Here is a 24,207-nt window from a genome sequence, read left to right as displayed (position 1 = left end):
CTATGAATGTTTCTTTAATTACTGGAATCAATGGCTTTGTAGGTAAACATCTTGGAAGACTATTAATGCATAATGGTCATACAGTTTACGGTACTTCAAGAAATTCCATACAAGAAAGCAATGACTACTCTGACTATCAACTTCAAGTCTCTTTTGATAATAAAGATGAAATAAAGAAAGCACTTAATATTATTAAACCAAATTTTATTTTTCATTTAATGGCTCAAAGTAATGTTCCTGATTCGTGGAAACATCCTGAGGAAACATACTATACCAATGTCATAAAAACAATTAATTTATTGGATTCTATTGTTGAATTAAACATTCCTGTTCGGATTATTAATATTGGTTCGTCTGAAGAGTATGGGTTTAATCGAGATTGGGATATGCCAATAAAAGAAGATTATGAATTATATCCACAAAACCCTTACGGTGAATCCAAAGCAACTATTTCAAAATTGATTAAGCAATATGTGGATAAGTATGGTTTAGACATCATCCATATGCGGCCTTTTAATCATATCGGGCCTGGTCAAAGACCAGGTTTTGTCGTTCCTGACTTTTCATATCAAATAATCCAAATTGAAAAAGGTCTTAAAAATCCCATTCTAAAAGTTGGTAATTTAACATCCAAAAGAGATTTCACTGATGTCCGTGATATAGTTAGAGCTTATTTATTGGCTGCAAAAAAGGGGAAAACAGGGGAGGTCTATAATGTTTGTTCAGGAGTTCCAGTGGGTATAATAACCATATTGGAGAAACTGATTACTTTATCTACTGTAGATGTTAAATACGAAGTGGATGAGAAACTATATAGACCAAATGACATTCCTCTATACTATGGAGATAATAGTAAGATTTTTCAAGATATTCAATGGCAAATGGAAAGATCAATTGATACAACATTATCAGATACAATGAATTTTTTAAGGAATTCTTTCAAATAATAAGGAATTTGGTGGATCTATGCTAATGAAATACGCTGGATTATTGAGGGATTTAACATTAAAAGATTTTAAAAGTAAGTATGCGAGTTCTCATTTAGGGATATTATGGAATATTTTGATGCCCATATGTTACATTTTAATATATACTTTAATTTTTTCAAAATTGATGATGGCTAAACTACCTCAGATGACTGGGAGTTTTGATTACAGTATATATCTTAGTTCTGGTATATTGGCTTGGACCATTTTCAATAATTCATTGACACGACTTCAAAATGTATTTATCGAAAATTCTAATATTGTAAAAAAAGTATATTTCCCTAAAGTAATTTTATTATTAGCGATAATTTGTTCATCATTAATTGAACTATTTATAAATTATGTTCTGTTATTTATCGTTTTAATCTTAATTGGACATACTGTGACATTTTCGTATTTGCTGATATTTCCACTATTACTACTTCTTCAATTATTTGCATTTGGTATTGGGTTAGCATTATGTGTAACAACTATCCACTTTAGGGATTTATCCCATATATTCTCTATTGTTTTGCCTCTTTGGTTTTGGTTTACACCAATTGTTTATGTTAAAGACATTATTCCCACAGAATATCATAATTTGATTGAATGGAATCCTTTATATTATTTCATAGGTATGTTCCAAAATATAGTCTTCAATAAGCCTCTTCCGTTTGCGGATTTTTCAACAGTGATCATTTCTACATTGGTAGCATTAATTTTAGGGACCTTAATTTATAAAAAACTTGTTAAGGATGTATCTGATTTGATTTAATAAAAAAGGTCGGTGAATTTAATGCAGTTGAATTTTAATACAGATCAACTTAAAAAAAGATTGAAAGAAAATATTGAAAGAAATATTGATAAAAACATTGTAGCAGAACAACAAATTCATGATGCTTATTTTTCAAATATTGAAAAACTAATTGAACTTCATAATATCTCCGAGGTTCACTATTTTTCACATAGAAAGTTTTTAGGAAAGATCATTATTACATTCAAAAAGGTTGTTAGGAAACTTATTAGACCCATTTTAAATAAACAAATTATTTTTAATCAGCTGATGATTGAAAATGTAAGATATCTTCAACAATTACTTAAAGATAACCAAGCTGAGCAAATTAAACAAATTGAAGAATTATTATCTACATCAATTGATGAAATTGTAAATGATATCAAGACTCAGGAATCTATGAGAGATGGTTATTTATCCGAAGTAGCTGCATCAAATAATAATTTAGAGCAAAATTTTAACAAGTTGAAAGACGATATAAACATGGACACTGATACCAAAATTAGTACCATGATGAATCAAATCGAATCTCAACGGCTTGACATTGAAAAATTAGAACAACAAATTCATGCTCTCACAAATCAAATTGAATTACAAAAATTAGATGTGGAAAAATTAAATGAACAAGTTACAAATATTTCTCAAATTGAAGGATCCAAAAATCAATTTTATAAAATAAAAGAGGAATCAGTAAAAGAAGCCTCTAAAAATATTTTAATTGAGTTAAGTGACTTTCATTTTCAAAAAAATGAATATGATTTAAGTTACCAACTTCTCCTATCGGCATTGAAGTTTGATCCGAATAATCTGGAACTTGAAGGTAGAATGCTATCAGTTTTTGAAACTTTAAATAAAAGTAGGAATCTACAATGAGCAATAATTATAATGCAAAAATAGAAGTTCTTAATGTGGGTGTACAGTTAGAAGCTTCATTAGATAACATGGGTAGTGTCTTGCTTTCTATAATTAACAATGGTACCTGTGTGTGGAATGCTTATGATAAAAAAAATCCTATTGCTGTTTGCTATAGAATTAAAAATGGTAACAATGTATTAAGTGAAGGGGTTAGGACTAAACTACCGTATAATGTTTCTCCTGGTGAGACCATAGTAGTTCGAGCAAATTTTGTAGTAAGTTCATTTGATGTAAAAGAAAAAGAAAACCTTGATATAACCTGGGATCTTGTACACGAAGGTATTTCTTGGTTTGAAGATTATGGATCAGAAGTATTGATAACGAATCTCAAATTAAATAAGAATTTAAATAAACAAAAAAAAGGCCACAAAAGTAATAATGAAGTAGCAATAGAATGTATCAATTTATCAAAGCGTTATAAATTATATTCAAGTTCGTTCCATAAATTTCTTGATCTTTTTCCATTTAAGTTGAAAAAAAATCATAGAGACTTCTGGGCATTGAAAGATATTAATTTAAAAGTCTTAAAAGGGGAAACATACGGTGTTATAGGTTTTAATGGATCTGGTAAAAGCACCTTGTTAAGCATATTAGCACAAACAAAACAGCAAACCGATGGACAATTCTTTGTAAACGGAAGAATTGCTGCACTTTTAGAATTAGGTGCTGGTTTTCATCCTGAATTATCTGGGAAGGAAAATGTAATATTAAACAGCCACTTACATGGTATTTCAAGAAACGAGATGATAAAAAGAATTGAATTAATAAAAGAATTTGCTGGTATTGGAGATTTCTTTGACAAACCAGTAAAAAGCTATTCAAGTGGTATGTTTGTTAGGTTAGCTTTTTCTTTAGCGATCAATGTTGATCCAGATGTATTAATAATTGATGAGGCATTGGCTGTTGGTGATGAAGTATTCCAAAGGAAATGTTATAAAAAGTTTGAAGAATTTAAAGCAAAAGGGAAGACAATTATATTTGTAAGTCATGATTTAAATGCCGTAAGAGCCTTGTGTACGAGGGTAGCATTAATATATGATGGAAACCTTATATTCGAAGGTTCATCCAATGAAGTTGCTAATTTTTATCAGAAAATGTCACTAACTGCAAACCTTGACCAATTAAATGTGAATGAAAAAAAAGAAAAAGAAGATATTCGTTACGGTAATGGAAATGCCCGTATTACTTCCTTTAAGCTGCTTGATGAAAATAATGAGAATAGTTCTGTATTTAAGTCAGGAGAAAACATCCTTATTGAAGTTGAAGCAAAAACGGAACAGTACATTGAAGAACCGGTTTTGGGTATACTATTCAAAACAATTAATGGTGTGGAAGTGTTTGGTTCTAATAGTAAAATACTTGGATGTAAAATTGATCCGGTTAAATCTGGAGATCTATTGAAATATACATTTAACTTCCCAATGCATTTAAATGAAGGAACATACTTTTTAAGCCTTGGTATAACAGATCAATCAAATGGAGAAAGCATAACTGTAGACAGACTTGTGGATGTTACTTTCTTTCGAGTCATTTCTGCAATGTCCTGTTTAGGGCTAGTTAATCTAAACACAGGAGCTGAGATCAAAGGTTATGTCGACACACGTGACGAACAATAGGCCGAAGGTATATTTTTTTTGCTTCAATTATAAGAAAGATACTGATATAGAAGCAATAAAAAAAGAAGCAATAACTTACTATAGAAATTTCAATCAAAAAGTGGATTCATTTCAATTTGAATTCATATCTTTGGAAAATAACTTAAAGGATAACGAAGAATTTTTTGATGATGAATTAAATATCACTTGCTGGAGTTATAAATTTGATCTACTTCTAACGAAATATTCACCTGATATTATTCATGTATTTAGTGATAGCCTAGAAGGCTACCATATTTTTGAATCTAATTATCAGGATCATTCTTATTTGACCTTGTATACCATTACCGGAATGAACCCGCTGCCAAGATATGAGCAAGGCTATTTGATCCATCTTAGACATGCAATTGATGTCGGCAATCTCCATGTAATAACTAAATCCTCAGTAGTTACAGAGTTATTATCAAAGCTTGGAATTCGCTCTACTCAAATTTTGACAAAAACGAATATGAACCCAAATCATCTTAAGAAAGAAAAAAACAATAAATTTACAATTGGTTTTGCTTCATCTCCTATGTCTGAAAGATCATGGGAAGATAGAGGCATCTCATTGTTACTTGAATTAGCAAGTAAGTTGGATAATTATCAATTTAAAATAGCTTGGCGCGGCAATGTTGTAGATAGATTAAATGATGAAATCAGTCGGCGAAAGATTTTAAATATTGAAGTGTTAAACGGCTATATAGACATGTACGATTTTTATAAAGATGTAGATACTGTAATTGCTCCTTATACATCATTGCACAATAATCACTCCAGCCCACTTTCTATTATTGAAGCAATTGCTCTAGGAATACCAGTTATCGTAACAAATGTAGTGGGGATATGTGATATTATTGAAAAATTTAGTTTTGGGGTAATCTCAGAGACAAATATTGAAGATTTGATTTGTAAAGTAAATTTATTAGCCCATGATTATGATGTTTATAAAAAACAAGTTGATAGTTTAGGTCAAAAGATGTTTTATTTAAATAATGAAGAATCCCATGACTATATAAAAATTTATGACTTACTGAAAGATCAAGTTCCAGCGCCTACCCTTAAAATTTGGCAAAATCAGTTAATGGATAGTGGGAAATACTTGGTTATGAGCCAAAGTGAAATAGCTAATTATTACAACGATGAACGTATTGCGACACTTTACGATGAACATCGATTTAGAGAGTATCCAATGCGAACTTTCGATTTGTTGGAGAGATCCGCTATAAATCATTTGATTGAAAAATATAGCTCAAAACAACATCGGCTTAAATTACTGGACATCGCATCTGGTGATGGAAGAATTTTAAGAGAATTAACTAAATACGGAAGTGTTGCTGCTCTTGAAAATTCTGGGTTTATGATTTCAGTTTCAGCAAAGAAACTTGATTCCACTAGTAAAGTTACTTATATAAAAGATAACTTTTACGATTTTGAATCAATGGAGCAGTTTCATGTAATTACGATTTTTAGGTTTATAAGACACTATGACTATCTAGACAGGAAAGTTATTTATCAGAAACTATATAATCTTATCAAAGACGATGGAATTATTTTATGTGAATTCCCAAACAAAATTGCTGAAACTCAATTAAGAGAGCACGATAGTTGGGGCAATTTTAATGTGTATGATGTGTTTTGGTACGAATTTGAGATTGAAGATGAGTTGTCTGAAAATAATTTTGAGATCATTGATTCAATACCTTATGGAGAGCTATTACTACCAAAAGAGGTAATTAGAAGTCAAAATGTTCCATTGGCTACATTGGTATGTTTTCGGAAAAAGAGAGGCTGAATTCATGAAAAAGAAAAAAGTTGCTATTTGTCATGCACAAGTTCCATTCTTTTATGGTGGTGGTGAACTGCATGCGGAATCGTTAAAGAATGAATTACTGAAAAGAAATTATCATGCAGATATCGTTACTTTACCATATAAATGGTATCCCAATGAACAATTAGTTCAAAGTATGTTGAATTGGCGGTTGATCGATTTATCTGAAAGTAATGGTGAGAAAATTGATTTGGTGATTCCAATGAAGTTTCCATCTTATGGTGTACAGCATCATAATAAGGTTATTTGGTTAATGCATCAATTTAGGCAAGTTTATGATTTATTTGGAACACAATATAGTGAATTTGACCATACTCCAGAAAGTCTATCTACAAGAGAGTTAGTCAAAAGATTTGATAATAATAGTTTGAATGAAAGTAAAAAACTATTTACAACTTCAAATAATAATGCTAATCGACTAAAGAAGTATAATAATATTGGTGCAGAAGTACTGTATCATCCTCCAAAACATTATGGGAAGTATTTTACGGAAACCTATGGTGATTATATTTTATCAGTTGGAAGATTGGATAAGTTAAAGAGAATAGATCTATTAATAAATGCTATTAAATATACGGATAATAATGTAAAATGCATTATAGCAGGATCTGGTCCAGAGAAAGAGAATCTAGAAAAATTAATTCATAAATTAGGGTTAGAACACAGAATCAAGTTGGTGGGATTTATTGATGATGCAGAGCTGCTTCACTATCTTGCCAATTGCTTAGGTGTTTATTACGCTCCTTATGATGAGGATTATGGGTATGTGACATTAGAAGCATTTTTATCTAAGAAGCCCATTATCTCATTCGAAGATTCAGGTGGAGTTTTAGAGTTTGTCCAAGATAATGAGAATGGCTTTATTTTATCTCAGCACGAACAAATATCAGAGACAATTAATTACTTATATCATAATAAGAATAAGGCTATCTCTTTTGGAGAAATAGGGCACAATTTAGTTAAAGATATTTCATGGGATTATGTTATAGATCGGCTAACTGAAACTATAAGATAGGAATAAGAGAATGGATAAAATAGCTTATTTTTCACCACTTAATCCTATACGTTCAGGAATATCGGATTATAGTGAAGATTTACTGCCACAATTAAAGGTTTATTTTGATATAGATGTCTACGTCCCTAGAGGTTTTGAAATTGAAAATGAAATAATAAAAAAGAATTTTTGTATAAAAACTCATGATGAGTTTGCTAATTTATATGCTGGGAATCAGTATAAATCCATAATATATCATATGGGTAACAACTTTCATGCACATAAAGAGATTTATGAAATCATGCTTCAATTTCCTGGTATAGTGGTTCTACATGATTTTTCTTTACATCATTTTTATGCAGCAAAGACTTTGGAAAATGGAAATTTAAAATCATATGAAGATGAAATGTTCTATAGTCATGGAAATGAAGGATTACTAGAAGTCGAAAAGTTCAAAAAGGGTGAGATTCCGCCAATATGGGAAACGAACTCTTTACAATTTCCATTGAATTTAAGAGTACTCGATAGCGCGGCAGGAGTTATTGTTCACTCACATTTTGCACAAAAGCATTTACATGAAATTGCAAGCTATGTACCTATTGCTGTTGCGCCAATCCCGGCACCTTACATTGCGGATGCTAATAATATTAATAAAGCTAAGTATGAAGCAAGGGAACATCTAAGCATAGATCAACAAAGCTTAATCTTAAGCACGTTAGGATTTATTAATCATACCAAACGTGTGGATAAAATATTAGATGCACTGTATGAACTAAAAAAAGAAAAAATATTAGGGGATTTTAAGTTTTATATTGTAGGACAAGTAGCTGAAAATTATCCATTAGGGGATAAGATAAGAAAATTAAATCTATCTAATGAAGTAATAATTACTGGTTTTGTAGATCTTCAAGACTTTGATAACTATATTGCAGCCTCTGATATATGTTTTAACTTGAGATATCCTACCCAAGGAGAAAACTCAGCAAGCTTGCTTAGAATAATGGGGCATGGAAAGCCGGTTATTACTACTGATATTGGTTCTTTCAGTGAATTTCCTGAAGGTATTGTTTATAAAGTTTCTTATGAGAAGAAAGAAAAAGACGATATAATAAAATTTTTAAAGCTTTTATTAAACGACGATGAATTTAACAAAGTTAGTCATGCAATTATTGATTACACATTTAATAAGCATACTATTTTAAAATGTGCTCAAGATTATTCCGATTTTATCAACAAAATACAAAAAGGAGAAGAAAGTAATATATACCTACCATTGAAAAATGTAATGATAAGTTATCAAAATTCTGTGAAGTTTGTAATGAATGACATACTTGATAAAAATATTAAAAAGTTCATTGATTCAATATTCGATTTATTTAAAGTATAAAAAAGGGTGATTAATTTGAGTTCTCCTGTTTTAGCAAAGGATACAAAGGATAAGTTAGATAACGCGCTACCTTTATTGCTATTAAAGCAACTAAGACCGAAGCAGTGGACTAAAAACTTGCTTGTTTTTGCGGCTCTTCTCTTCTCATTTAAGGATATTTCATTGAGCATGAGTCTGAAGTCTCTTGTTGGCTTCATCTTATTTTGTCTTGTATCAGGGTGTGTGTATATAATTAATGATTTTGTTGATCGAGAAGCGGATAAAAATCATCCTGAAAAAAAATTTAGACCTATGGCTTCAGGGGCGTTAAATCCATATCTGGCTTTGATTTTTGGAGTTTTTTTATTAGCTATTTCATTAGTAATTGGCTTTTACCTCAATGCTCTTTTTTCAATACTTTTAAGTTTTTATTTTATTATTAATGTTGCATACTCTTTAAAATTAAAAAATGTGGTAATCCTTGACGTAATGATTATTGCTGCAGGTTTTGTGTTACGAGCAATAGGCGGTGGACTTGTTATAGAGGTCCATTTTACTCCATGGTTTCTCATTTGTACATTGCTTTTAGCATTATTTTTAGCACTGAGCAAACGAAGACATGAATTGATTTTACTTCAGGACTCTAGGGGATCTCATCGTAAAGTTTTAGAGCATTACTCTCCTGAATTAATTAATCAATTAAATAGTATTGTTACAACTGCAACAATTATTAGCTACTCTTTATTTACTTTTACCTCTGGAAGAACCATTCAGTTAATGTGGACCATTCCTTATGTATTATATGGAATATTTCGATATTTATATCTAATTTATATGCAAGACAAGGGGGGGAGCCCGGAGAAAGTATTATTACAGGACAAGCCATTACAAATAACAGTAGTTTTATATGCCTTAACCGTTGCCATTATTTTATACTATTTTGAGTAAGTGAGGACTATCTTTAATGGAATTGACCGAAAAAAAAATTCACAAGGTACTTTCAAAACTCTTAATAATATTTTCCATTTTGTTGATACTACTATCTCTTTATCATAAACCTAATAGATATGGTGATGGTTGGGAGTATTTTGGAATGACTTTGTCTTTTGTTAACCATTTTACTCCCGATTTAAAGAAAGAAGATATCGAAATAATTCATTCAACAGCGCTTCAGTATAATATTGATACAAATATTATAAAAAGTATTGACTATTCTGGATATTTTAAAGATTTATCTGGTGATTATTATTCTTATCATTTTTGGTTTTATTCTTTGTTATGTACACCAGTATTTTTTTTATTGAAAATTTTTCATATGAATACATTTAAAGTATTTCAAGTAACAAATTCGATATTCATAATCATCATGTTTTGGTGGATATTAAACAAAAATTCATTTTCGATAAAAAAGAAAATTTGGCTTGTTTTAGCAAGTATTTTGAGTCCTATTTGGTTATATTTACCTTGGAGTCATCCTGAAGTTTTCAGTTATGTTTTTTTGTTTATAGGAATAATTGAATTATATGAAAAAAGATTAATAAATTCCATTGTACTAATATCCTTGGCATCATTACAAAATCCTGCTATATCTATAATTGTTGCTTGTATTATTCTTTTTCATATTTATTCATCAAAGAGACTTGATAAAAAATTTATTATTATGAGCCTATGTTCTTGTATAGTACTAATCCCATATTTGTTTTATTTTATTAACTACAGACAATTTAATATAATAGCCTCTAGTGGGTATGCTTCTAGTAGTTTAATTACAATTAATAAAATACTAAGCATATTCTTTGATTTAAATTTTGGTATGATTTTGTTCATTCCTGTCATCTTAATTGGATTTATCTGGCTGCTATTTAGATTAAATAAAGAAGCTATTTTTTGGGCAATAATCCTCTTAATGTTATCCACTATCTGTGCTACTCAAGCTAACTGGAATAGTGGAATGATGTATATTAATCGATATAGTGTTTGGATGATTCCTATCATCCTTATTTCTACAATGAATTATTTTGGGAATTTCAAGATTAAGAATATGGTAATTATGTCCACTCTTTTTATATTCTCTTCTGGTTTTGTGTTAATATATTGTATTACTAAATATGATGGGGCGAACTATGTAAAATTTAGTCCATTGGCAAAAATTGCTTTTACAACTGTTCCATCATTATATAACCCTCCTTACGAGGTGTTCATTGAAAGAGCTTTAGGCAGAGAAGTTTCCAAAGATCAGTTGCCATCCAGTGTAGCAGTCTGGAGTTGGTCTGGGATGAGGAAGGAATATCAACAAAATAATTATGGGATACAAGGTTATCTTAACGGTAATTATAAGTTAACTAAATCAAATGCTATTTTTAATTTGTCAACCTTTGCACCAAATCAAGATATTTTTGCTAATCAAACAACGGCAACATTCCAATCCGGTTGGTATGGTGTTGAAAAAAGTCAAACTAATAATTTTAGATGGACTAATAAAGTATCAAATCTTATCTTTAATACTAATAAACAAAAAACTAGTAGATTTGAGATTGTGATTGGAAGTTTCTATAAAGAAAGAGAGTGTATAATTTCTTTAAATGAACAAGTTGTTTTTAGTGGGAAAATAGGTAGGGATCCTCAAAAGATAGTTTTTGAAGGAGATGTAAAATCAGGGCTTAATACACTGAAGATTGCATCTACTACTCAAAGTATAATTCCACATGAAATTAAAGAACTTAATAATAATGACACTAGAGAGTTAAGTTTCTTTGTTTCATCAATACTTGTTGATTTATAGTTAGGGAATTAATAAGGAAGGTGAAATTTTGATATATTTTATAGCTCCTTTCATGGGTTGGCTAGTATCAGGTTCTTTAAAGTTCTTAATAAATTATATCAGATTTGGAAAAAATGCATTTGGGAAGATTGGAAATGGAGGATTTCCAAGTACCCATACAACTATAATTGTTACTTCTGTTACTTTAGTAGGTTTAAAAGAAGGGTTGAACTCTCCAATTTTTGGGCTTGGTATAGCCACTGCCTTAATAATTATTATTGATGCTACTGGATTAAGACGTAATGTTGGAAAACATGCGAAAATAATAAACAGAATGGTAGTCATTAATAAAATGGATGAAAGCGGCTTAAGAGAAAGTATGGGGCACAAGAAGCACGAAGTTATTGGTGGAATAGTTTTAGGGATAGTTACAGGGTTATTATTATTTTCGCTTAATAAATTACTGTAAGGTTGTGAAATTTTGATTAACTTTATATTGATATTAATAGGAGTCGTTTTAAACGCAATCGCACAGTTGTTGTTGAAAAAAGGAATGGTTTTAGTCGGGAAGTTAAGTTTTGATATTCAAACAATAATAGGTTTGCTTCCCTCTATTATAAAGAATATATATATATGGAGTGGAATAGGAAGCTATGTAATAAGCCTGCTTGTTTGGTTAATTGTTCTTTCTAGAGTTCAAGTAAGTTATGCTTATCCATTTCTAAGTTTGGGTTATATTATAGCTGCCATTATTGGATACTATTATTTAGGAGAAAGCTTGTCAGTCTATAAAATTTCTGGTATTTGCGTTATTTGTTTAGGAGTAATAATATTGTCCAGAGGTTAAAAGTTAGAGCTGGAAATCAAAAAAATTCATTTTTATAGAGCTAAAATAATCGAGCGGAGTAAGCATGATGACAAGAAATAAATATCTAGCCTAAATTGTAATGTGACGCAAGTGAATATATGGGAATGACTATCTCATTTGCAAATCACTATCTTATCACAATTCACTTCGGAAGATCATGCTTAGCTGCAGGAATTGTGGAAGAAACATGATGTTCATCTCGCTTTTAGTGGGCTAATAAAGCTTTGAATGAAAAAGTGTATTTCTGGGATTTTTGGGGTATTCTGCTTTATGCACAATACCTTATTTATTTTGTTAAAATGCTCCGTTTACATCCTTTTATTCAATTCCAGTTAGTTAACTTTCTTTTGTATTTGCTTGTATTTTGGTGGATTGTTTATAAAACTAACATTATTGAGAGATCAAAGGTTTGGCTCGTTCTAGTTCATTTGTTGAATCCAATTTTGTTATACCTGCCTTGGTCGAGCCCAGAGGTATTTTCTTACTGTTTGCTTTTTCTAGGTTTGCTACCACACGCCAAGTTTGATTGGAAAAGATTCGGCAACTTATAAGGAATCTCATTAAGCAAGATCGCTAGTTTGTTTTATGATTTGAATTTTGGTTTAATTACATATGTTCCAGTTCTGTTATTTATAATCATTTGGGCGATCTTTAAAAAAGATAAATTAACTATTTGGAGCACCATTCTTCTTTTTATTTTCGCTTTAATATGTTCTCCACAAGTAAATTGGAATAGTGGAATGATGTACATTAATCGTTATTCTGTATGGTTTATTCCATTATTAGTTGTAGGCACTATAAGCTTTGTTAGTAATGTGAGAAAATGGACTTTTATTATAATTTCATTGTTGTTTTCGATTATAACAGGTCTCGTCACATTCACCTGTGTTTCACTATACAAAGAAGATAATCATGTAACTTTTACTCCATTGGCAAAATTTGTGATATCATTAGCACCTGCATTGTATAACCCCCCTGAAGAAATCTTTGCTGAACGTGCTTTAGGGGGAGAAATTCGTTTTACCGATAAGCTGCCTATTTCAATATCAAATGATGTGGGAATAAGTAAAACCCTTCTTAGAGACCCGGTTAGTGAGAAACTTAAGTATCAAAATGGAAGTTTAAAGTTCAGTGTATCTGACCTAAGATTTGTAAAAAGATTTGCTGCAAATGAGGATATATTCCGTCAAGAAACAGAGGCTTCATTCCTAATTGGATGGGAAGGCTTAGAGCAGCATGACAATTTAAATTATAGATGGGTGCCAGAAAGAGCTGAAATGTCGCTATACACGAAAAGTGATAATGCAGTTGTTAGTGTTAAATTATCTAGGTTTTATTCTCCGAGTAACTGTAAAATATTCGTTAACGATGTTAAACTGTATGAAGGAATTATAGATACAAGTCCAAAGTTAGTAACATTCACCATTCCATCCAAAGGAAGCAATAGAGTTGTTTTTGTTTCTGATGAAAAATCGATTATTCCAAAAGATATTATAAAAGATAGTCTAGACAATATAAAATTATCAATTGCTATTTCGCAATTTTCTATAAACTAGAAAATAATTAATATGCCGCAGCTATAGTTGCGGTTATTTATTTATTCTGGTAGAAAATATAGTTATTGTATGGTAATAAAATTATTCTTGATTTCATTTTTGTAAAAAAAACTTAATATATTTGTAGTAATATACTAATTGCCAGCAACATTTAGAAACATTGGCTAATATTAAGGCTGTTACTAGTTGCCTAATATTTGATAGTATTAGAACAACTAGTTATAAAATCAAAGTTAAATTTCAGGAGGAATATTAAATGTGAATAAATTTATAGGTTTTTTGATAACTTTGCTATTTGTTTCTTTTATCCATCTAGTTCCTTCATTTGCAGTAGAAGCCCCAAAGCAGGATTCACCACAAACAGTATATGGTGCTGAAATAACAGGAGGAAGAGTATGGTTTTCATTTAAAGATAGTATTAGAGAAGTTAAAGTGCATTTGAAAAATACAGGTAATACAATTTGGAAAAATGAAAACCATATTTATTTAGCTTATCATTGGTTAGATGCCAGTGGGAATATAATAAATTATGATGGTATTAGATCAAATTTGCCAAAAGATATAGCCCCAGGAGAAGACATTACATTTGTTGCCCAGATCCATACACCCGAGAAATCTGGGCTTTATCAATTACAGTGGGATATGGTCCAAGAGAATGTTACTTGGTTTTCCGAAAAAAATCCTAATAACGCATTGACGACCAAACAAGTTGTTTTTAACTTATATTACTTCCTATATATTGGTTTCATTTTGTTAACTATTATAGCGATATTATTGAACATTTTGGCTAAAAAGAATATAGTTCCGTTTTCTAACTACATTCTTACTTTTATAAAGTGGCTATGGTCAAAAATCGATTTAATATGGTTTGTTGTAGCTATTTTTCTGAAAATTTATTATTTCTCCAACCTAACTCACTTCGTTTTAACACCAGAAGCGAAAAAAGGCTCATTCTTGTTTGCTTTTCTGGTTGGTATTGTCTTTAACTTAACGAAAAATCGAAAACGACGTGTGGCCGTTTTACTTGCTATTAACTTAATAGTGTCGGTATTGATTTTAGGTGACTTGGTTTACTTAGAGTACTTTGATAATGTGCTTTCAATTCCTGTGTTATTGTATATGGGGCAAGCAACTTCCGTTAAAGGAAGCATACTTCAGCTTCTACATTATAATCAATTATATATTTTTGCAGATTTACTAATAGGGATACTACTGCTACTGTTACCACAAAAAATGCATTTCTCACAATTGAGGGTATCAAGTAATTTAATAAATAGTAAGGCTATTACCAGTATTTTGATTGTCATTTGTTCAGCCTTATTGTTTTTCAATATCCAATTGATCAGCAAAGAAAATCCAGGGATTTTCGTACAAAGGTTCAGTAATAGTAAGATTATTGAGAATGTGGGTGTCATGAATTACCATATCTTCGATGCCTATAAATTTATTAGCATGAGCTTTAATAAACCAAAAGTGACTACAGATCAGATTAATTCTATGAATGATTGGTATAAGACGCACTCTACAAAAGATAGTAATAATGCTGATTTTGGTGTTGCCAAAGGTAAAAATGTTATTGTCCTTCAGGTTGAGGCCCTTCAACAGTTTGTTATCGGTCTTAAGATAAATGGGCAAGAAGTAACACCTAACCTAAATAAATTAATAAAAGATAGTATGTACTACGATAATTACTTTGACCAAACAAACCAGGGAAGAACCTCGGACGGGGAATTCACGTCAATGGTTTCCTTACATCCTTTGAATGAAGGCTCTGTATATTTTTCATATCCTCAACAAAACTACGATTCTTTGCCGAATGCTTTAAAACAGAATGGATATTCAACTTTTTCTGCTCATGCATATGATGGACAGTTTTGGAATCGGAAAACCATGCATCAACATCTTGGAATAGATTCTAGCATGTTCGGTTCCGATTTTTCACCAGGAGAAAACATTGGATGGGGGCTGTCGGATAAAGATTTTCTTGAGCAATCCGTTCAGAGGATATCTACACTACCTCAACCTTTTTTCTCATTTTTGATCACTCTTTCCAATCATCATCCTTATGATGCATTGCCAGCTAATTATAAGGTGTTTGAGGAGAAAGACAACAATATGCTGGATAGGTATTTAAACACAGTTCATTATACGGATATGGCTATTGGAGCATTCATTGATCAATTAAAGCAAAAAGGGCTATATGACAACACAATCTTAGCGATTTATGGTGATCATGATAGTTCAATCGATATAAAGGATATCGCGACAGTTGTAAAAACGGATACCGATGTCATTGATGCAGCAAAGTGGGATAAAGTACCCTTAATTATTCACATACCAGGCTACAAGAATAATACAACTAGTGATATTCCTTCAGGGCATTTGGATTTAACCCCGAGTTTACTTCATCTAGTTGGTATTTCTACTGAAAATCATTTCTTCATGGGTAATGATTTATTCGAAAAGGATCCTTCTAGATTAGTTGTTTTCAGAAATGGTTCCTACGCAGATGAATCACATTATTTTCTTACACCAAGTGGTTCGATCCCAGAAGGACAGTGCTATGATCTAAAGACGAATCAACTGCAACCTAATAGCTCTTGCTCTGCAAATGCTAATGAAGCACGCAAGCGATTGGATATGTCAGATTTAATTATTCAAGGAGATTTAGTACCAAGATTAAAAGCAGCAGAAGATACTTTAGATTAGTATCCCCACCAACTCCTATAACCAACCGGTTATAGGAGTTTTTATTTCCTCCCCCAACCTTGTCTGCATAATTGTCCAAGTCCCCACATAGACATGTTATCAGTTGAAAATTAACTATGGTGGTGGAGGGGATTCGAATGCGGCGATTCACGTGGGTGATTGCCTTAGTGTTGAGCTTGACCTTGGTGTTGGCAGGCTGCGGCAAGAAGGATTCGGGATCAGTAGTGAAGGATTTAGATTCGGTAATGAACAAGCTGCAGAGCTATCAAGGCAGCGGGCGGATGGTGCTGCACACAGGGCAGGAGCCGCAGGAGTATCAAGTGGAGGTATGGTACCAGAACCCTCATTACTATCGGATCTCTTTGACGAATGCGAAGAAGGACATTACTCAGATTGTACTGCGTAACGATGACGGGGTGTTTGTACTGACGCCGCATCTGAACAAGAGCTTCCGGTTCCAAAGCGATTGGCCGGAGAATCAAGGCCAGGTTTATTTGTATCAGTCGCTGGTACAAAGCATTCTGATGGATAACGAGCGTCATTTTACAACGGATCAAAATGCATACGTGTTCGATGTATTGGCTAATTACCAAAACGGATCGTTAGCGCGGCAAAAGATCTGGCTGGACAAAAAGAGTTACGCACCACAGCATGTGGAAGTTTCTGATGCCAATGCCAATGTAATGATGATTGTGGACTTTAATCAATTTGAATTCGGTAAGAAATTCGATAAGGATTCTTTTGATATGCAGCGGAATATGACAAGCTGGAACATCATGTCCTTGCCAACATCGGGGCAACCAGGCACTCATGACGCTGGAACGATTGACGGCAAGGCCGGTGATAAAGCGACAGGTACTAACAGCGGAACGTCAGCCGGTAGCAGTACTTCCACGAGTAGTAATGGCACCACCACAAATGGTACAACAGGGGCTAAAGCAGGATCAACCACTACGGGCTCTACAGGGACTAGTGGTGCCTCTTCTGATGCAGGGAAGGGTACAACGGCTGCCGGCACAACAACTAACGGTAATTCAGCCAGCACAGCTCCAGCTGACAAAACGACGTCGGGAGCAGCAAGCGGTACTGCAACTGGCACAGCGTCCAAAGGTGCAACCAATGGTACAGGCACAGCTAACCCTACCAATAACACTACGACTCCAGCCAACGGCTCCGGCACTCCTACGAGCGGTACAGCTGCAAATGGAGCTGCAACAGGAACTAACGGTACCGCAGCAGGAGCGAAAGCCGATGCAGCTAAACAAGTACAGTCTTTCGGCGTCATCGAGCCGAACTATGTACCTAGCGGCGTGAAGAAGCAAGACGTTAAGATGATCAAGCTGGGCGATGAGGATGCGGTTATGCTGCGCTACGCAGGTAAGTATAACTACACGCTCGTTGAATCCCGCCCTGAGACCCAGACGGTAACCTCGCTTCCAGGAAACATCGTGGACTTGGGCTTCACGTTGGCTGTCGTCATTGGGGATGAAAAGAAGACAATGACATGGACATATGAAGGCGTTGAATTCAGACTTTCGACAGCTGATCTTCACCAAACGGAGATGATTAAGGTAGCTCAAGCCGTCCAAGATGAGATGGGCAAGTAACTTTATGACAAGTAATTAGTGGTGGTATACCCTGAACCTTCCACACGCCATTCCTATATTGAGAATGATTCGAGTACTTGAATGGATTTAATAATTGAACTTCTTCCAATATTTAAGGCAAAAGAGCCAGAAAAACGTGATTTACAGGGTGGGAATTACCAAAAACTAACGTTTCCCTGATATCTGAATGTTCAAGATTTTGTTCATTGACACCTGTTGTAGATCGGATTACCATAGGTTTATTGAATGACACATGGAAAATGACAAGGGGGAAGTTCCCTGCTTATGGGGAGCTTCCCTTGATTTTCGCAGAAGAAGGTGGACTTATGGATTCGTTTTACCGGCCTACGCGGGTGGAGATTTCTTTGGATGCACTGAGAAACAACCTGATAGGGTTTCGTCATGTGCTGCCAGCCCATGTGAAGATGATGGCTGTGGTCAAAGCGGATGCTTACGGGCACGGAGCGGTAGAGGTCAGCCGGGAGGCACTGAAGTGCGGTGTCGAATATATAGCGGTGGCTTTTTTGGATGAAGGCTTGGAATTGCGGCAGGCGGGAATAACGGCGCCCATTTTGGTGTTGGGCTATACGCCTCCGGAAGGCTTGGAAATGGCGTGGGAGTATGATATTACGGTCAACATGTACAGCCATGAGCTGTTGGATGCTTTCGAACGACTGCAGCCTAGAGAAAAGCCGCTTAAAATCCATGTTAAGATTGATTCTGGCATGAATCGGTTGGGGCTTACTACGGAAGCAGAAGCCATATCGTTTATTGAGCGGGCACTTGGTATGCCAGGCCTTCATGTTGAGGGACTGTTCACCCACTACGCTTGTGCTGATGAAGAGGACAAAACGTATACGCTGGAGCAGTATCGGCGTTTTGACAGGATTGTAAAGTATTTTACGGACAAAGGAACGGAGTTTACTTATGTTCATGCCGGCAACAGTGCGGCAGCGATCGATTCTCCGGAATTAACCCATAACATGGTACGTCTCGGGATCAGTATGTACGGGTTATATCCTTCCGAGGAAGTGAATCATCAGGTTATTAATCTGGAGCCTGTGCTGAGCATTAAAACTGGGATCGTAATGGTAAAAACGCTCCCTGTAGACTCAGGTATAAGCTATGGGACGATTTATCGTACCCAGGGTGATGAAACTATTGCTACTCTTCCGATCGGATATGCGGACGGATTTTCCAGAATGTTGACCGGCAAAGCGCAAGCTTTGGTAAGAGGAGAGCGCAAGCCGGTTGTAGGCCGTATTTGCATGGACCAGTGCATGATGAATGTAACAGGGCTCGCCGATGTTCAAAATGGAGAAGAAGTCGTTATTTTGGGTACTCAAGGGGAAGAGAAAATTACGGCGGAAGAACATGCCGAGTGGCTTGGTACGGTCAATTACGAGATCACCTGCATGATATCTCATCGGGTGCCCCGCGTCTATATTCGTGACGGTGCGGTAGTATCGACGGTCAATCCTCTTATGCGTCAAGGCTGGAACGCCCGCCAGTAACCGTATAGGGTAACATTTTCCAATGATTTTATTGTTAGTAAAGTAGAGGAATTTCGGGTTTGGCCGCGAATATGTATAATACATACTTCTGTGGATTCTTATGACTTGGAACTCTATAGTGTAGTAAACAGGAGGGGTATAACATATTTGCTATACCTCTGGCATATACTCATCTTGTATAATTTTGCTGTATATTCGCCATAATGGTAATATTGTTTGTATTGTTTTTGGGGGTGCATGCTTGGTGTCCAATGCGCAGAACACTAAACGGATTATGATCAGCTTGCCGGACTATTTGCTGCAGGAAGTAGACGGTATTGTGGAGAAAGAAAATTCGAATCGCAGCGAATTTATTCGTCAGGCGATGAAGCTGTATTTGGTGGAACGGAAGAAACGTCACCTGAGGGAATCTATGCAGCGCGGTTATATGGAGATGGCGAAGATCAACTTACACATGGCTTCGGAGGCATTTCAGGCGGAGGAAGAAGCGGATAACACTCTTGACCGTTTAGTAAGCGGGGTGTAACTATTGATTGTCAAACGAGGCGATGTTTTTTTCGCAGATCTATCACCAGTCGTTGGTTCCGAGCAGGGCGGTATCCGTCCAGTGCTCATTATTCAAAATGATATTGGGAATCGCTTCAGTCCTACGGTGATTGTAGCGGCGATTACGGCCCAAATTCAAAAGGCTAAGCTGCCTACACACGTAGAAATCGATGCGGAATCTCACGGCTTTGACAGGGATTCTGTCATTTTGCTGGAGCAAATCCGCACGATTGATAAGCAGCGTCTGACAGATAAAATTACTCACCTTGACGAAGAGACGATGCGTAAAGTGGATGATGCATTGCAGGTAAGCGTGGGACTGATTGAGTTTTAACGCATTCATGGGATTGAAGCGAGGGACCGCGTGGGATCCCTCGTTTTTTAATTTGTACGCAGCTATTTTTATGGAGAGCAGGGGGACCTTTTCACGGAACCAGGCAGTCCCTTAGTAGTGGGAACAGACGGAGGAGGACTAGGAGTAGATGTCGATGTCTAAAGATGAAGTGCTTCAGCTAGAGGATAACAAAGCAGGAACCGAGCTTAACGAAGAGATGAAAGCAGCTATTCAAGAGCGTATTTTGAAACAAATTGCAGGTGAACTGCAGTTAGCTGCGGCTAAGGTGCGAATTACGGTTGGCTTGCTGGATGAAGGCAACACGATTCCTTTTATAGCACGCTATCGTAAAGAAATGACAGGGGAGCTCGATGAAAACCAGCTGCGGGACATTGAAGAAAGATTAGCTTATTTGCGTAATCTGGAATCAAGAAAGTTAGAAGTGATTCGGCTTATTGCAGAGCAGGACAAGCTGACTGATGAGCTGAAGCTGGCCATTGAAAAATCCGTGAAGCTGCAAGAATTGGAAGATTTATACCGTCCATATCGCCAGAAGCGAAAAACTCGGGCAAGCGTAGCTAAGGAGAAAGGTCTCGAACCGTTGGCGACCTGGATGCTGGCTCAACCGCGTCAGGGGGATTTGCGTGCGGAAGCGGGTAAGTACATTAATGAAGACAAGGGCGTTAAAACAGCGGACGAGGCCATTCAGGGCGCAATGGATATCATTGCGGAACAGATTGCTGACGATGCCAAGATACGGGCTTGGATACGCCAGTATACATATGATCAAGGGATTGTAAGGACCGAGGCGAAGGATGCCGAGCAGGAGTCCGTCTATGAAATGTATTACAGCTACCAGGAGCCAGTTCGCAAGCTGCCTCCTCACCGGATACTGGCAATTAACCGCGGTGAGCGGGAGGATGTGCTGAAGGTGTCGCTGGAGGTCCAGACCGACCGTATCCATGATTACATTGGCCGCCAGATGGTCAAGGGCGCATCGGTAGTGAAGGACACGCTGGTTGCAGTTATTGAAGATGCATACAAGCGTCTTCTGGCTCCCTCTATCGAACGCGAGGTTCGCAATGAAATGACGGAGAAAGCAGAAGAGAAAGCGATCGAAGTGTTCGCGGAGAACTTGCGCAACTTGCTGCTGCAAGCTCCGATTAAAGGAAAAGTGGTGCTTGGCGTCGATCCGGCCTACCGGACAGGCTGTAAGCTCGCTGTGGTGGATGATACAGGCAAAATGCTTGAAATCGCTGTGACCTATCCGACACCTCCTAATAATAAGGTAGCTGAGGCGAAGGCGAAGTTCCGCAAGCTGATAGATACCTATGGTGTAGAGCTGATTGTTATCGGCAACGGAACGGCCTCACGGGAGACCGAGCAGTTCGTGGCTGAATTGATCGGCGAGATTAAAGAACGTCGATTGCAATATTTGATAGTCAATGAAGCGGGAGCGAGCGTGTACTCCGCCTCTAAGCTGGCACAGACTGAATTCCCGGATCTCGACGTAGCGGAGCGCAGCGCGATTTCGATTGCGCGTCGTTTGCAGGACCCGTTGGCCGAGCTGGTCAAAATCGAGCCAAAGGCCATAGGTGTAGGCCAATACCAGCACGATGTCACACAAAAGAGACTGGATGAGAGCCTGACCTTTGTCGTAGAATCCGCCGTAAACCATGTCGGTGTGGATGTGAACACGGCTTCGCCTTCCTTGCTTTCTTATGTATCAGGGATTAACAGCACCTTGGCCAAAAATATTGTGAAATACCGTGAAGATAACGGTAAATTTATCAGCCGCGCTCAACTTCAGAAGGTTCCTCGCCTAGGAGCCAAGGCGTATGAACAGTGCGCTGGATTCCTGCGTATCAGCGAAGGGAAAAATCCGCTCGATAATACGCCGATCCATCCGGAGTCTTATGATGTAGTGGACAAGCTGTTCGGCGAGCTGAAACTGAAGCTGTCCCAGCTAGGCTCTCAGGAGCTCAAGGACATGCTTCAGCACGTAGAGCCTGCTGAGCTGGCTGTTAAGCTTGGTGTAGGGGTGCCGACGCTGCGCGATATTCTGGACAGCCTACAGCGGCCAGGACGCGATCCGCGTGACGAACTGCCTGCGCCGATTTTCCGCACGGACGTGCTACAAATCGAGGATTTGGCGCCGGGCATGGAGCTTCAAGGCACAGTGCGCAACGTTATTGACTTTGGAGCATTCGTTGATATTGGCATCAAGAATGATGGGCTTGTCCACATTTCTCAATTAAGTGACTCTTTCGTAAAGCACCCGATGGATGTGGTATCCGTAGGCGATACCGTTACCGTATGGGTACTGAGCGTTGATTTGAAAAAAGGCCGCGTCAGCCTGACTATGAAAAAGCCGTAAGAGGCGCTTGACGATGCTAACATAGGCACTATCGTGATATCAAAGTAGATGCGATACCAAAAAATAGAGCATAGCCGGAGACTTCTCCGTACTGTGCTCTATTTTTTGGTTAACATGAGTTTTATTAAAGTTGTGAAGATGAGGATTCCTCCGTGTCGCTTCTTCGCGTTCGGTAGAAAAACCAGCAATCGTTCAACAACCTGATTTGCCTGCGGTTTTTGTTATAAAATGCTCTCATTAGTTGATTGCAAAGCCATTGTGGCAAATGAATCAGCCCCTTCCCGCCCTTCCGATATGCATCTTCATGCTATAGCATATGGCTGGGTGGGCAGATGGGTGCAGGTCCTAATTCGCGAGTTCTTCTTCGTCCTCGTACCATTGTTCCAATTGAGCTTGCAGCGCGCGGATTTCAGTCAGCAGGGATACTAGCGGATAAGCTTGCTCATTAATAGAAGAGAAGGCTTGCTCCAGCTGGTTAATGTACTCGAGACCGTGATGCAGTTTATATTCAAGATTGACGATATCTAATCCGTCGCACTCGGCAATAACCTTAGGAAGAGAAGGTACGTTGGATGCAGTTAACTTCTCCAACTCTTTATGAAGACGAAGATTTAATGCTGTTAATTGATACATGTGGGATGCGGGCAGCTCGACAAATTCGATTGTTGTATCCAACTGCAGGATGGCGTATTTCATTTTGGACATGAATATGGACTCCTCTCATGCTTGCTGTTCAAAATATCCGGTTGATTAACTATCTACTTGACAGTGTAGCCTATGATGCGGTTACAATTCAAGTGAGAATATGAAAGAAACGTGGGTGAGCAGAGTGGATGACCAGCAGTTGCAGCAGTGGGTGGAGCAAATATCTTTGAACTCGTTTGGGCGTCCGTTTCTGCATAAGGCGCGATTCAATCGTAGGCTGACCTCGACGGGAGGGCGCTATTTTACCAAGACGCACGATATTGAGATCAGCACGCATCAGCTTGAGCAATTCGGAATGGAAGATGTAGAGAAAATCATCAAGCACGAATTGTGTCACTATCATTTGCATTTACTCAAAAGGGGCTACCAGCACCGGGATGCAGATTTTAAGACGCTGCTGAAGCAGGTGGGGGGGACAAGGTTCTGCCGATCCTTGCCGACGGTCAAACGTCGTGAGCCTTACCGCTACAAGCTGGTATGCACGGTCTGCAAGACAGAGTATTTGCGCAAAAGAAAGCTGGACCCGCGCAAATACGCATGTGGAAATTGCAGGGGGAAATTGAAGTTGCATACTCTTGACTTGAAACAAAATTCATGATAAATTAAAAATTGTTATTCCCTGATAGCTCAGTTGGTAGAGCACTCGACTGTTAATCGAGTTGTCACAGGTTCGAGTCCTGTTCGGGGAGCCATAGCTTTGGAGAGATACCCAAGTGGCTATAAGGGGACCCT

21 protein-coding genes and 1 tRNA gene are annotated in these 24,207 nt (G+C 36.5%); 20 read left to right on the top strand and 2 right to left on the bottom strand.

Translation table 11 applies throughout. From position 1 onward, the window contains the following. Positions 1-2 precede the first annotated feature (2 nt). The 18 genes from BP97_RS0134250 (at position 3) to BP97_RS0134165 (ending at position 22,770) form a co-directional block, all read left to right on the top strand. A complete protein-coding gene (locus tag BP97_RS0134250) occupies positions 3-947 on the top strand; it encodes a GDP-mannose 4,6-dehydratase (RefSeq protein WP_028553099.1) in 945 nt (314 codons plus the stop codon). Between the two features lie 25 nt (positions 948-972). After that, a complete protein-coding gene (locus tag BP97_RS38470; RefSeq protein ID WP_028553098.1) occupies positions 973-1,740 on the top strand; it encodes an ABC transporter permease in 768 nt (255 codons plus the stop codon). A gap of 21 nt (positions 1,741-1,761) precedes the next feature. Next, complete coding sequence (locus tag BP97_RS0134240) at positions 1,762-2,631, top strand: hypothetical protein (RefSeq protein WP_028553097.1); 870 nt, start codon at positions 1,762-1,764, stop codon at positions 2,629-2,631. Beyond that, a complete protein-coding gene (locus tag BP97_RS0134235; RefSeq protein ID WP_051621224.1) occupies positions 2,628-4,289 on the top strand; it encodes an ABC transporter ATP-binding protein in 1,662 nt (553 codons plus the stop codon). The genes BP97_RS0134240 and BP97_RS0134235 overlap by 4 nt, the downstream gene beginning before the upstream one ends. Then, entirely contained in the window at positions 4,264-6,102 is a 1,839-nt protein-coding gene (locus tag BP97_RS0134230) for a glycosyltransferase (protein WP_028553095.1), read from the top strand. Before BP97_RS0134235 ends, BP97_RS0134230 begins: the two co-directional genes overlap by 26 nt. Before the next feature lie 4 nt (positions 6,103-6,106). Then, positions 6,107-7,153, top strand: coding sequence for a glycosyltransferase family 4 protein (locus BP97_RS0134225; protein ID WP_028553094.1), 1,047 nt, complete (start codon positions 6,107-6,109; stop codon positions 7,151-7,153). 10 nt (positions 7,154-7,163) lie between these two features. Beyond that, positions 7,164-8,519, top strand: a complete 1,356-nt coding sequence (locus BP97_RS0134220; RefSeq protein WP_028553093.1) for a glycosyltransferase family 4 protein — start codon at positions 7,164-7,166, stop codon at positions 8,517-8,519. Positions 8,520-8,534: 15 nt separating this feature from the next. Beyond that, the gene (locus BP97_RS0134215; RefSeq protein WP_036747094.1) at positions 8,535-9,446 is read left to right on the top strand and encodes a decaprenyl-phosphate phosphoribosyltransferase; all 912 of its coding nucleotides are present in this window, start codon (positions 8,535-8,537) and stop codon (positions 9,444-9,446) included. 16 nt (positions 9,447-9,462) lie between these two features. Beyond that, positions 9,463-11,280, top strand: coding sequence for a hypothetical protein (locus tag BP97_RS0134210; RefSeq protein ID WP_028553091.1), 1,818 nt, complete (start codon positions 9,463-9,465; stop codon positions 11,278-11,280). A gap of 28 nt (positions 11,281-11,308) precedes the next feature. Beyond that, the gene (locus BP97_RS0134205) at positions 11,309-11,728 is read left to right on the top strand and encodes a divergent PAP2 family protein (RefSeq protein ID WP_028553090.1); all 420 of its coding nucleotides are present in this window, start codon (positions 11,309-11,311) and stop codon (positions 11,726-11,728) included. Between the two features lie 12 nt (positions 11,729-11,740). Then, complete coding sequence (locus BP97_RS40040) at positions 11,741-12,106, top strand: DMT family transporter (RefSeq protein WP_081824505.1); 366 nt, start codon at positions 11,741-11,743, stop codon at positions 12,104-12,106. A gap of 599 nt (positions 12,107-12,705) precedes the next feature. After that, a complete protein-coding gene (locus BP97_RS0134195) occupies positions 12,706-13,683 on the top strand; it encodes a hypothetical protein (protein ID WP_028553088.1) in 978 nt (325 codons plus the stop codon). 258 nt (positions 13,684-13,941) lie between these two features. Further along, the gene (locus tag BP97_RS0134190) at positions 13,942-16,392 is read left to right on the top strand and encodes a sulfatase-like hydrolase/transferase (protein WP_028553087.1); all 2,451 of its coding nucleotides are present in this window, start codon (positions 13,942-13,944) and stop codon (positions 16,390-16,392) included. A gap of 137 nt (positions 16,393-16,529) precedes the next feature. Then, positions 16,530-17,999, top strand: coding sequence for a LolA family protein (locus BP97_RS0134185; RefSeq protein ID WP_028553086.1), 1,470 nt, complete (start codon positions 16,530-16,532; stop codon positions 17,997-17,999). Positions 18,000-18,325: 326 nt separating this feature from the next. Continuing rightward, a complete protein-coding gene (gene alr, locus BP97_RS0134180; RefSeq protein ID WP_028553085.1) occupies positions 18,326-19,513 on the top strand; it encodes an alanine racemase in 1,188 nt (395 codons plus the stop codon). Between the two features lie 244 nt (positions 19,514-19,757). Beyond that, positions 19,758-20,039 carry a CopG family ribbon-helix-helix protein gene (locus BP97_RS0134175; RefSeq protein ID WP_028553084.1) on the top strand — a complete coding sequence of 94 codons (282 nt, stop codon included), beginning with the start codon at positions 19,758-19,760 and terminating at the stop codon, positions 20,037-20,039. A 3-nt stretch (positions 20,040-20,042) separates the two neighbouring features. After that, complete coding sequence (locus BP97_RS0134170) at positions 20,043-20,393, top strand: type II toxin-antitoxin system PemK/MazF family toxin (protein ID WP_028553083.1); 351 nt, start codon at positions 20,043-20,045, stop codon at positions 20,391-20,393. A gap of 154 nt (positions 20,394-20,547) precedes the next feature. After that, positions 20,548-22,770, top strand: coding sequence for a Tex family protein (locus tag BP97_RS0134165; RefSeq protein WP_036747140.1), 2,223 nt, complete (start codon positions 20,548-20,550; stop codon positions 22,768-22,770). Positions 22,771-22,894: 124 nt separating this feature from the next. Here the strand turns inward: BP97_RS0134165 and cmpA are convergent, their stop codons facing one another. Continuing rightward, positions 22,895-23,035, bottom strand: a complete 141-nt coding sequence (gene cmpA, locus BP97_RS40540) for a cortex morphogenetic protein CmpA (protein WP_156043508.1) — start codon at positions 23,033-23,035, stop codon at positions 22,895-22,897. An 80-nt stretch (positions 23,036-23,115) separates the two neighbouring features. Continuing rightward, complete coding sequence (locus tag BP97_RS0134160; RefSeq protein WP_028553081.1) at positions 23,116-23,475, bottom strand: hypothetical protein; 360 nt, start codon at positions 23,473-23,475, stop codon at positions 23,116-23,118. 124 nt (positions 23,476-23,599) lie between these two features. On the opposite strand from BP97_RS0134160, the gene BP97_RS0134155 reads away from it, so the two are divergent. Both BP97_RS0134155 and BP97_RS0134150 read left to right on the top strand, forming a co-directional pair. After that, positions 23,600-24,073, top strand: coding sequence for a SprT family protein (locus BP97_RS0134155; protein ID WP_028553080.1), 474 nt, complete (start codon positions 23,600-23,602; stop codon positions 24,071-24,073). Positions 24,074-24,091: 18 nt separating this feature from the next. Then, positions 24,092-24,167 (top strand) — tRNA-Asn (locus BP97_RS0134150). Positions 24,168-24,207 lie beyond the last annotated feature (40 nt).

Origin of the sequence: Paenibacillus sp. UNC451MF, assembly GCF_000686845.1 — a bacterium.
Lineage (GTDB): Bacteria > Bacillota > Bacilli > Paenibacillales > NBRC-103111 > Paenibacillus_S.
Note: the sequence above shows the minus strand (reverse complement) of the source record. Positions and strands in the feature narration are given on the sequence as shown.

What these genes read in the sequence shown, in the direction of transcription:
- BP97_RS0134235 (WP_051621224.1), top strand. Translation starts at nt 2,628, where the DNA reads ATGAGCAATAATTATAATGCAAAAATAGAAGTTCTTAATGTGGGTGTA.
- alr (WP_028553085.1), top strand. Translation starts at nt 18,326, where the DNA reads ATGGATTCGTTTTACCGGCCTACGCGGGTGGAGATTTCTTTGGATGCA.
- BP97_RS0134185 (WP_028553086.1), top strand. Translation starts at nt 16,530, where the DNA reads ATGCGGCGATTCACGTGGGTGATTGCCTTAGTGTTGAGCTTGACCTTG.
- BP97_RS0134210 (WP_028553091.1), top strand. Translation starts at nt 9,463, where the DNA reads ATGGAATTGACCGAAAAAAAAATTCACAAGGTACTTTCAAAACTCTTA.
- BP97_RS0134220 (WP_028553093.1), top strand. Translation starts at nt 7,164, where the DNA reads ATGGATAAAATAGCTTATTTTTCACCACTTAATCCTATACGTTCAGGA.
- BP97_RS0134250 (WP_028553099.1), top strand. Translation starts at nt 3, where the DNA reads ATGAATGTTTCTTTAATTACTGGAATCAATGGCTTTGTAGGTAAACAT.
- BP97_RS0134225 (WP_028553094.1), top strand. Translation starts at nt 6,107, where the DNA reads ATGAAAAAGAAAAAAGTTGCTATTTGTCATGCACAAGTTCCATTCTTT.
- BP97_RS0134230 (WP_028553095.1), top strand. Translation starts at nt 4,264, where the DNA reads ATGTCGACACACGTGACGAACAATAGGCCGAAGGTATATTTTTTTTGC.
- BP97_RS0134165 (WP_036747140.1), top strand. Translation starts at nt 20,548, where the DNA reads ATGTCTAAAGATGAAGTGCTTCAGCTAGAGGATAACAAAGCAGGAACC.
- BP97_RS0134240 (WP_028553097.1), top strand. Translation starts at nt 1,762, where the DNA reads ATGCAGTTGAATTTTAATACAGATCAACTTAAAAAAAGATTGAAAGAA.
- BP97_RS0134160 (WP_028553081.1), bottom strand. Translation starts at nt 23,475, where the DNA reads ATGTCCAAAATGAAATACGCCATCCTGCAGTTGGATACAACAATCGAA.
- BP97_RS38470 (WP_028553098.1), top strand. Translation starts at nt 973, where the DNA reads ATGAAATACGCTGGATTATTGAGGGATTTAACATTAAAAGATTTTAAA.